Raw genomic sequence first — 9078 nt, forward strand, 5'->3', positions numbered from 1 at the left:
CAAAGGCCTACAGGTCTCCGACGATGAGTTTCAAGCGCTCAATATCAAACCCGGTAAGTTTCATGGCGATTGGAACTATACGCTTCTTCCTCGCTCTTAATCGGTAACTTAATTCTTGCCCATGCCTTAGGAGGTCTGCCGCCGTTCAAGCATACAGCTTGGTACTTCCTGTGGGCTGTGTTGGGGGTTCGAGCGAGTGGCCACCGCGATTTGACAGCTCACGAGGTTGCTCGGCGCAATTATGAATACGCACACGCGGCGCTCAATTACTGGAGCGGACGGCAGTACCGACAACTCTTTGCTGTTCTTCCCATTAGTTGGAGTTGGGAAGAGGTGGCGTATATGCAGGTCAGTTATAAGCCGCGGATTCTGCAGATTGCACGCTGGGCCGAGCGGATACCGTTCCTCGCCAGTTTGATTCGGACGTATTGGACGCGAGTGCTGGTCTTTCGCAAAGACATCTCTCCTGCCGTGGCGCACAGCTCTCTTACCTCATTAGAGGCGGCGGCTGACTAAGACCCCTTTAGAACGAAAGGTCCATTTTCCTCATCTTTCAACAAGATTCAGCCCCTTTTGATTCCTCACCTCACCTGCTGTTACTCAACGGCAACGACGCTAACCACGCGTAGTCTATAATTCCCCGTTCTCATTCCCACCCGCAGATTCCTTCCCAGGTTCGCACTTTCCAAACCTCGCAGTAAAACCGGCAGTTCCTAAGATGCTCTGGACCTCTTGCAAAAGTTCGTTCCGCCTAGCTCTCCCTTTGCGGAATCAAGGGCTTGGTCAGGAGCTTGGATTGCTTTTGCAAGAAGTCTACTGAGTATGATTTGCTCAGACGGTTACGAGTGAAGTCGTAACCGTCGAGGTTGTTGTTGCTGCTATTATCGTGCGTATGCGCCGATATCGCAGGTTCCTTTGGCGCGAGGCAGGCCATCAATATCAACTGTCGGACAGTACGAGGCATTGCCTGTGCCGATGAGAGGTGAGGTGGCACCGAGATCGAAATTCCCTCCCAGAGCATCGACAAATCCCGCCTCAGAACCATTTCCAACCGTGACTGGCTGCAGTACGGGGGCGCTGTCCTGGGTGGTCGGAGCATAGGTCGCGAGGAAATTCTCTACCAGATTCCCTCCCCAGTACCACTGCGTGCCTGGTCTGGCAAAAAAGGCATTGTTCGTCCAGGTATTGCCAATTGTCGAATCAGCCCGCCAGCTATGAACCGGCTTGACTGAGGTCTCTGCGGGATTCAGAGAGGTGTAGCAGACATTATTGGCGATAATGTTGCTGGTGTTGTGGTTACTATAATAACACGTCTTATGGGCCTCATTTGGTTTTGCAAACGAGAACTGCACGATGGTGTTGTTACGAATAACACTCTTATCCATATCAATGAAGCCTTGGTTCAATGAATTGTTAAGGAGGAGGTTATTCTCAATGAGATAATTCGTAGAACGGACACCATCGGTACGATTGCCCCAGGCCATACCAGCATTACTGATAAACTTGTTGCGGCGAATCGTTACGTTCGTCGTTGGCGTTGGCAAAGAAGCAGTTCCAGTGCTGTTGTTTATATACATGCCGTGACAATGGGCGTATTTGTAGATTGTACTGTGAGTAGTAGATCCCCAATCCGTTGTACAATCTGCAGGACCGAGACCGGCTCGTTCAATGACGTTTTGCTCAACGAGTAAATGGGATAAACCCGAAGTATAGATTCCCATAAACCCCGTATTATGAATCCAGTTCTTGCGAATAGTGGTGTGACGAGCAACTTGGTTATAGGTAGGATAATAGTACAAGACAATACCATTAGTGGTTTGCGTGATTTCCAGACCTTCGATCAGGACCCACGCTCCCCATGAGATAATCCCTACTGTGAGTTTGGGTCTGTGACCGGGATAGTTCACAATGGCAATTGGTAACTCTCTTGTTCCACTTTTGTACAGCCAATAGCCTTGGGGGCAGGGCGCAGGGCAGGAGTAGGTACCGTTCTTAATTTGGATGGTGTCGCCAGGCTGAGCGGCAAGCAGTGCTGGATTCAGATCGCGATGTTGACCAGTGCCATCCTGGGCGACAACGACAATACGTTTGTTCGCTGGGGCGCAAGGAGCATCGGCGGTACCTGTATCACAAGTAGAAGTTGTGGTTGTTGGAGGAGGAGGAGGTGGTGGTGGGGGCGGAGTAGGAGTCGAAGGGGCCTGATTCACGGTTAACTTGAAGGTTGCTGTGTCGGAATCATCGCTGCTTGTGCCTTTGACACTTATTGTGTAGGTACCAGCGGGTGTTGATGCAGTGGTTCTCAACGTAAGCGTCGTGTTGCAATTGGGCGTGCAACTTGCGGCAGAGAAAGAAGCTGTCGTATTTAGCGGAAGCCCGGTCACAGAGAAAGAGACAGGAGACGCTGTCGTCTGGGCAAGTATCAATGGGTCGGTTGGCAGTGCATACGCAATACTTGCTCCAGGGCTCAGCTGTGCAATGGCTGAAGCAAACTTTGAGAGGAGCGTCGGAGAGGAAGCAGCGGCCAGGCTCGTGTCTCCCTCGAGCTGGGCGGTAACCTGAATGAGGCTACTAGTAATGGTGTTAGAGACAGAGGAGCCTTGGACTACTGACAGCGACGCCAGTGTGGCAGAGAGATCGAGATCAAGAGCCGTAGATGAAGGAGGAGGCGAGGAAGAGGAAGTCAGCAAGCTTGGAATCTCTGTTGCGGCAAGTTGACGAGTGTAGATGCGGACTTCGTCAATAACACCAGCAAACCGAGAGGTGTTGAGTCCTAGGCGCCCAATCGTTACTCTTGGTGCCGCAATTGGAGTGCCAATAGAGACGGATCCTTTTGGCACGCCGTTAATGTAGACCGTGACATTTTGGCCGTTTGCGGGCCGAACTAACGTAATATGGGTCCATTGCCCCACGGTTGTGTACGAGTTGAACGGGGTGCAGTTCACGACTTGGACAGACGAGATGCATACCCGTTTATTGGGGCGGTCGAGATACAAGATAAACTTAGGTGCGAGCGCGTCATCTGCGCCAGACACAATAGTCGCCTGGTTTTGACCTGCATACAGTGCTTGATTGAACCAAGCGGAGATTGTCACATCTCCAGTAAAATTAAAGTTGGAGGACCTGACGTAGAGTACGTCATCGTAGCCATCGAAGTTCACACCGCCGGAAATCTTTCCGGTACCCCATGTGGGGCCATTCATGAGGAGGGCTGAATTGCCGCTTCCTGATGAGTCGGTGGCAGTGGTTCCACTTGCATCGTTGAGAGGCCAATAGGCAATGAGGCCGTTTGTTGGTGCTTGCGCGTGAGCAGGAACACCGTGGAGCAATAAGAAAATGGAAAAGAGGATTGGGTAACAGGCTTTTGGGACACGTTTAAGTAAGTGAGAGAGTTGATGGGGAGAAGAAGAGGGGCAGGGGTAAGACAGCAGGTTTCAGTACCTCCTGAAGCAGAAAATTGGGTGGGCAACGACAACGGGAAAGATCGTGGTCTACTCTGGTGCACGAATCAAACCTCGTACTTTCATCATCTGCGACGTGTGTCCTGAAGGACGTCCTGATCGCTCGGCAGCCCTGCTACCATATCTCCAGACGCGCCGTGGAGACGTAGGCCAGCGGCTTTGCGTCCCAGCTTTTCAGCTGGTTTGCCTTTTTCGAGTGTCCCTCTTTCTTCTCATTGTCATTGTCACTGCACATAGGCATTCACGGAGAGAACTTTAGCTTATGTTTAGAGAATAACCTAATCCCTTTAGGGGGGGTCCTAACTTTTTTTTCGTTTTGGGACCAATATCCGCGGAGATACGCTCCTATGCGTTAAGATATTGAATTTGTTAGGATTTGTTGGGGTTTGGCTGTGGAGGCTGAGGAGACTCTCTAGACGCCGCAAAGAAAAAAGACGCCTCATCCCATCTTTTTCGGACCAAAAGCGATTAGCCGAGCCTCCCAGAGGCCGTTCTCGCTCCTCCTCGACTCCCGTGCCAGTTCCGTCACTGGCGACGAGAGCAATCATGTCGCTAGTGCGTGATGAACGGCAGCGCCGGGGTACCTTTGGTCTGCTCCTACTAGAGGGCTGTTAGTGAAAAACCCATCCTTGAATGCCAAACCGTGCCACTTTGCTCCGTCTCAAGCAAATCAGGAGAGCGGAAGGCCCAAAAAAGAAAGAAAAAAGTGACCCAGTTATTCTTGACTGCTCAATTTGTGACTTGTTATTATAAAGTAACATTAAGTGATAGAGAGGAGTCTGGATCACCTTTCTGGAGATTTGTTCTGTTGTCAGCGGGCGGCGATGATGCTGTCTACTGCCGTTCCTTCCTCAATCCATAACGGCCAAATCTGCGAAAGGTCCGACAGAGAGGCGCAGGCAGTGAAAAATTTCTCTACTTTCTCCAGGGTCATGTTTATTGTTGCGCTGTTGTGTTTCCCAACAGTAGGGAGCGCAGGCACTATCAATTTTGAAACCCGTCCCAATGGGACAACACCAACGGACAATGAAGAGTTGACAGCGAGTTATGTCGATGCCTCCACAGTCATTTCCTTCGGCTTTGATACCGATGGGGATCTGGCTATCGATGTCAACGCACGCTTCGAAAAGCGAGGGAATGACGCGATATTCGCTTATCTCACGGATACTGACGAGGATGCAGACAAGACCGGAACCGGTCAGGGCGGAGAATGGACCCTGCGTCGCCCCAAAACGCCAGAGCCGAACCCGGTTTACATATCGGAGGGCGATGCTTTTCTCGTGAAATATTCTGGGACGCTCGTTTCTAGTGCATCTGGCGAAATGTGGGACATCGACTCGGGTGAGCAATATCTCATTGAGGCGTATGATGTGGCGAATGTGTCGCTCGGAAGTGTCCTCAGTTTTATCGGACCGAATGGTTCTGGGATTGGTGGTTGTTGCGGCGGACCAACGGATGGGCTGCCGTTTACCTTCTCGTTTAACAACCTGAGCGCGCCTATTGCCACGATCAAGATTACTGAAGTGCTGGTAGGTGGTACGGGAGCTGGCTTTACCTTCGATAACTTCTCTACCACTTCAACCCCTGAGCCGAGCAGTATCGCTTTGCTCATGGGCGGTATGCTGCTCCTCGGGTGGCGACTAAGAAAGGCCTAATCCCAAAACGCTTGCCTCGTCACTACATCCCCACGGGCGCCTCCTTCGTGACTATCTCTATTGGAAATATACTCGTGTCGCGGAGGAAGGCGAGCCTCACTTAACACATCATTGTGTCCCTCCGCTTGATCAGATAAAGGGGCACGGTCATGATTTGGCAAGCCTGGGTAACCATCGGTGTACTACTGCTTGTAGTGAGTTTGCTTACCTTCAGCCGGATCGCGCCTGATGTCATCATGCTTGGGGCGATCACTCTCCTGCTGACGCTTGGTGTCGTCGATGAAAAAGAGGCCCTGGGTGGATTTGCTAACGAAGGGATGCTGACGGTAGCTGTTCTCTTTGTCGTTGCGGCAGGAGTGCGAGAAACGGGGGGAATGGCCTTCGTGGCGCAACGAATCCTGGGAAAACCTCAGTCTGTCTTTGCTGCACAGGCACGCATGATGGTTCCTACTGCCGTGCTTAGTGCGGTCATGAATAACACGCCGCTCGTTGCAATTATGCTCCCTGTCGTTGCTGATTGGGCGAAAAAGCATCGGATTGCGCCATCCAAGGTGATGATGCCACTGAGTTTTGCCACCATTCTTGGCGGTCTGTGTACGTTGATCGGAACAAGCACGAATATCGTGGTGAGTGGATTGATCGCCCGTGAAGTAGGGCAGTCATTGCAGCTTTTTGATCCACTGTGGGTAGGGTTGCCATGCGCGCTCGTCGGTTTGGCGTACATACTGGTGGGGAGCCGCTGGATCCTGCCTGACCGAAAACCGGTGCTGAGCGATCAAGACGATGCCCGGCAGTATACTGTTGAAATGCTTGTGGACTTGAACAGTTCTTTGGTCGGGCAAACGATTGAGGAAGCGGGGTTACGCCATCTCCCGGGCTTGTATTTGGCGGAAATTGAGCGCGACGGACAAGTGCTCCCAGCGGTTGCTTCCCGTGAGCGACTTCATGGAGGAGACCGGCTCGTCTTTGTGGGGGTTGTTGAGTCGGTGGTTGATCTGCAGAAGATTCGTGGACTACAACCAGCAACTAGCCAAGTGTTCAAGCTCAACGTTCCGCGTACCGACCGCTGTTTGGTTGAGGCTGTTGTCTCAAACAGTTGTCCATCGGTCGGCATGACTATTCGAGAAGGACGCTTTCGTTCTGTCTACGACTCGGCAGTCATTGCCTTAGCGCGGAATGGAGAGCGAATGAATAAGAAACTTGGAGATATTGTCTTGCAAGCTGGGGATACGTTGTTGCTAGAGGCGCATCCTGAGTTTGCAGATCGACACAAGAATTCGCGCGACTTCTTTCTCATCAGCCGTATAGAAGATTCCACTCCCGCTCGGCACGATCGCGTATGGATTGCGCTTGCTATTCTGAGCCTCATGGTTCTGGTCGCGAGTCTGGAATGGTTGAGTATGCTAAATGCGGCGATGCTGGCTGCGGGGGGCATGATTATGGCGGGGTGTTGTTCTGGCGCTGTCGCGCGGCGGAGTATTGATTGGCAAGTGCTCATCGTGATTGGGGCTTCTTTTGGCCTTGGACGGGCGATGGAGACGACGGGCGCCGCTCGCACGATCGCAGAAACGGTGCTCAGCCAGACCGGTGACGATCCCTGGGCTGCCTTAGTGATTATTTATGGTTTGACAATGTGCTTCACTGAACTGATGTCCAACAACGCCTCTGCAGTCTTGATCTTTCCTATTGCGATGGCAACTGCCAAAACGCTGGAGACCAGCTATTTGCCGTTTGTAATGGCAATCATGATCGCAGCTTCGTGTGGCTTTGCCACTCCCATTGGTTATCAAACGAACCTGATGGTGTATGGGCCTGGAGGCTATCGGTTCAGCGATTACCTGCGCTTTGGTGGAATATTGAACCTGCTCATTTGGGCAGTCGCGGTGGCAATCATCCCTTGGGTGTGGCCCTTTCATCCGTAACTGCAAGGAGATCTTCTCTCCTTTGACAAGAGCAAGACGCTCACAGTAAGCAGGTGGCTTAGAAGTTTCCTAAATCTTTGATGTGCATGCCGTTCATGTTGCGAAGCGCTCAGCATGAACGGCGGTACTAGCATTGCTGAACACCGCAGTCAGTTGTGGATGTGCACCGTTCATACTTCGACAGGCTCAGCACGAACGGGGCCACGAGCACGACGCAAATCCGTACACCCTGAGCTTGTCGAAGGGTGGTTTGCTCTTCGGTCATCTCTATCTCAAGGAGGGGCCCTATATCTGTTTACCGCCCAATCGGGCACATAGGCGCGTCGCCAACTTTGGCGCGGGTTGAATCATCAAGGTCGGTGCGAAACGTCGCATGCACGCGATTGACTAAATTCGACAATCCCACAGTAAAGCTCAACTCGAGCAACTCGACCTTGGGAAAGCGTTTTTCCAATTCCGCATACAGTGCATCGTCACAACGGTTTTCACGTGTGAGAATATCCGCGTAGCGCAATACTAAGCGGTCGGTTTCATCGAATGACGCGCACGTTTCTGGTTCTGCCATTGAGGCCATCTCTTCATTGGTCAAGCCGACGCTCTGACCGAGCATCACGTGCGTGGGAATTCAATAATGGCAGGAGTTGACCTGTGATGCCCGTAGATAGGCAAGTTCCCGATGACGTGGTGAGAGATGGGGATTTTTGTACAGCGCACTTGCCAACTTGATGAAGCCAGCAAAGAACTCTGCATGGTTGGCAAACAATTTCATGACGTTGAGTAATGACATACCCCACGACTCTAGCTCTTTGTACGTTTCTTTCACTAATGGTGAGGCATTTTCAGGTTCGACCAGGGGAATTCGCGACATGACGAAAGATCCTTTCTTCTTCCAGTAAAATCACGGCATTGTGGCCTAGAGATTTCCTCTTCACAAGGGACGCGGTATTTTTATTGCTGATATAGAGGATAAGGATTGACAGCCCTCCGACCGGCAGTTACTCTGGGTTGGCAAAATTCACGCTTATACAGGAAGTTAGACGGGGATGAGTGTATTAACCACGAAGGTGCTGGTTCTCAACCGATCGTACTTCCCCGTGCATGTGACTTCTGTTCGCCGGGCACTGTCACTGTTGTATCAGGGAGTGGCAAAAGCGGTTGACCAGCAATATCGCACGTTCGACTTTGACAGCTGGAGCGCGCTTTCAGCCACGCTCAATGATGACACGGTAAGCCTGATCGACCGCGTCATTCGCGTCCCGCGAGTCGTGTTGCTGGTCGGCTATGATCGCGTACCGAAACGCCAGGTCCGGTTTAGTCGCTTCAACGTGTTCGCGCGTGATAACAACACCTGCCAGTACTGTGGCAAGCGCTTCCCGCGCAATGAACTCAATCTCGATCACGTGATTCCTCGTTCGCAGAACGGTCTCTCGACCTGGGAAAATGTGGTGTGCTCGTGTTTTGTCTGTAATCGAGATAAAGGTGGACGGCGGCCAGAGCAGGCAGGCATGCGGTTGATTCGTAAGCCAGTGCGTCCAGAGTGGACGCCATTCATGTTAGAGACGTTTAGTTTCCGGCGCTATCATGAATGGCTACCGTACTTGAATGTCGTTGACGCGGCATATTGGAATACCGAACTGCTTGAGCGGTAGCTTTTCCTGACTCCACAATATATAGTGGTACTCTACTCAAAGAATCATTATCCCTTGGGATTTCCCCCCTTACCAAAAAGGGAGTGGGTGAGGGATTGGAGGCGTTGTGGGGAAGATGCGGATTAAGCAGCTTGAGCTGCTCGGGTTTAAATCCTTCAAAAACAAGACCGCGCTGACGTTTCCGGCTGGTATCACCTCGATCATCGGTCCTAATGGCTGCGGGAAGTCTAACGTCGTTGATGCCCTACGTTGGGTGCTCGGGGAACAAAGCCCTAAGCACCTGCGTGGCTCAGAGATGACCGACGTCATTTTTGCGGGAAACGAGTCAAGCGCACCGCTTGGCCTCGCGGAAGTCAATCTTATTTTGGAGAATGATCCGACTGACCCCATCCTG

The 9078-nt window shown here is 51.8% G+C and carries 8 protein-coding genes and 1 riboswitch; of the genes, 5 read left to right on the forward strand and 3 right to left on the reverse strand.

What is annotated here, in order from left to right; all coding sequences use genetic code 11:
- Positions 1-69: 69 nt before the first annotated feature.
- Positions 70-516, forward strand: a complete 447-nt coding sequence (locus tag FJ147_25115; GenBank protein ID MBM4259167.1) for a hypothetical protein — start codon at positions 70-72, stop codon at positions 514-516.
- A gap of 365 nt (positions 517-881) precedes the next feature.
- On the opposite strand, the gene FJ147_25120 is transcribed toward FJ147_25115, so the two are convergent.
- Positions 882-3200 carry a hypothetical protein gene (locus FJ147_25120; GenBank protein ID MBM4259168.1) on the reverse strand — a complete coding sequence of 773 codons (2319 nt, stop codon included), beginning with the start codon at positions 3198-3200 and terminating at the stop codon, positions 882-884.
- A 360-nt stretch (positions 3201-3560) separates the two neighbouring features.
- A riboswitch (cyclic di-GMP riboswitch) is annotated at positions 3561-3656 on the reverse strand.
- Between the two features lie 626 nt (positions 3657-4282).
- Here FJ147_25120 and FJ147_25125 point away from each other — a divergent pair.
- On the forward strand, positions 4283-5113 hold the full coding sequence (locus FJ147_25125) for a PEP-CTERM sorting domain-containing protein (GenBank protein ID MBM4259169.1): 831 nt from the start codon (positions 4283-4285) through the stop codon (positions 5111-5113).
- A gap of 149 nt (positions 5114-5262) precedes the next feature.
- Positions 5263-7035, forward strand: a complete 1773-nt coding sequence (locus FJ147_25130; protein ID MBM4259170.1) for an SLC13 family permease — start codon at positions 5263-5265, stop codon at positions 7033-7035.
- Positions 7036-7330: 295 nt separating this feature from the next.
- Here FJ147_25130 and FJ147_25135 read toward each other — a convergent pair whose 3' ends face one another.
- Positions 7331-7600: a hypothetical protein gene (locus FJ147_25135; GenBank protein MBM4259171.1), complete on the reverse strand. Its 270-nt coding sequence runs from the start codon at positions 7598-7600 to the stop codon at positions 7331-7333.
- 60 nt (positions 7601-7660) lie between these two features.
- Positions 7661-7903 (reverse strand): carboxymuconolactone decarboxylase family protein, encoded by a 243-nt coding sequence (locus tag FJ147_25140; protein MBM4259172.1) that lies wholly within the window; start codon positions 7901-7903, stop codon positions 7661-7663.
- 175 nt (positions 7904-8078) lie between these two features.
- On the opposite strand from FJ147_25140, the gene FJ147_25145 reads away from it, so the two are divergent.
- Both FJ147_25145 and FJ147_25150 read left to right on the forward strand, forming a co-directional pair.
- The gene (locus tag FJ147_25145; GenBank protein MBM4259173.1) at positions 8079-8684 is read left to right on the forward strand and encodes an HNH endonuclease; all 606 of its coding nucleotides are present in this window, start codon (positions 8079-8081) and stop codon (positions 8682-8684) included.
- Positions 8685-8799: 115 nt separating this feature from the next.
- The coding region (locus FJ147_25150; protein MBM4259174.1) for a hypothetical protein at positions 8800-9078 on the forward strand (279 nt) is incomplete at its 3' end.

Source organism: Deltaproteobacteria bacterium, from assembly GCA_016874775.1.
In the GTDB taxonomy this organism is placed as follows: Bacteria; Desulfobacterota; Binatia; order Bin18; family Bin18; genus VGTJ01.

Bases quoted from the DNA above. Each gene is read 5' to 3' on its own strand.
- FJ147_25120 (MBM4259168.1), bottom strand. From the start codon at position 3,200: ATGAATGGCCCCACATGGGGTACCGGAAAGATTTCCGGCGGTGTGAAC.
- FJ147_25125 (MBM4259169.1), top strand. From the start codon at position 4,283: ATGATGCTGTCTACTGCCGTTCCTTCCTCAATCCATAACGGCCAAATC.
- FJ147_25130 (MBM4259170.1), top strand. From the start codon at position 5,263: ATGATTTGGCAAGCCTGGGTAACCATCGGTGTACTACTGCTTGTAGTG.
- FJ147_25135 (MBM4259171.1), bottom strand. From the start codon at position 7,600: ATGGCAGAACCAGAAACGTGCGCGTCATTCGATGAAACCGACCGCTTA.
- FJ147_25140 (MBM4259172.1), bottom strand. From the start codon at position 7,903: ATGTCGCGAATTCCCCTGGTCGAACCTGAAAATGCCTCACCATTAGTG.
- FJ147_25145 (MBM4259173.1), top strand. From the start codon at position 8,079: ATGAGTGTATTAACCACGAAGGTGCTGGTTCTCAACCGATCGTACTTC.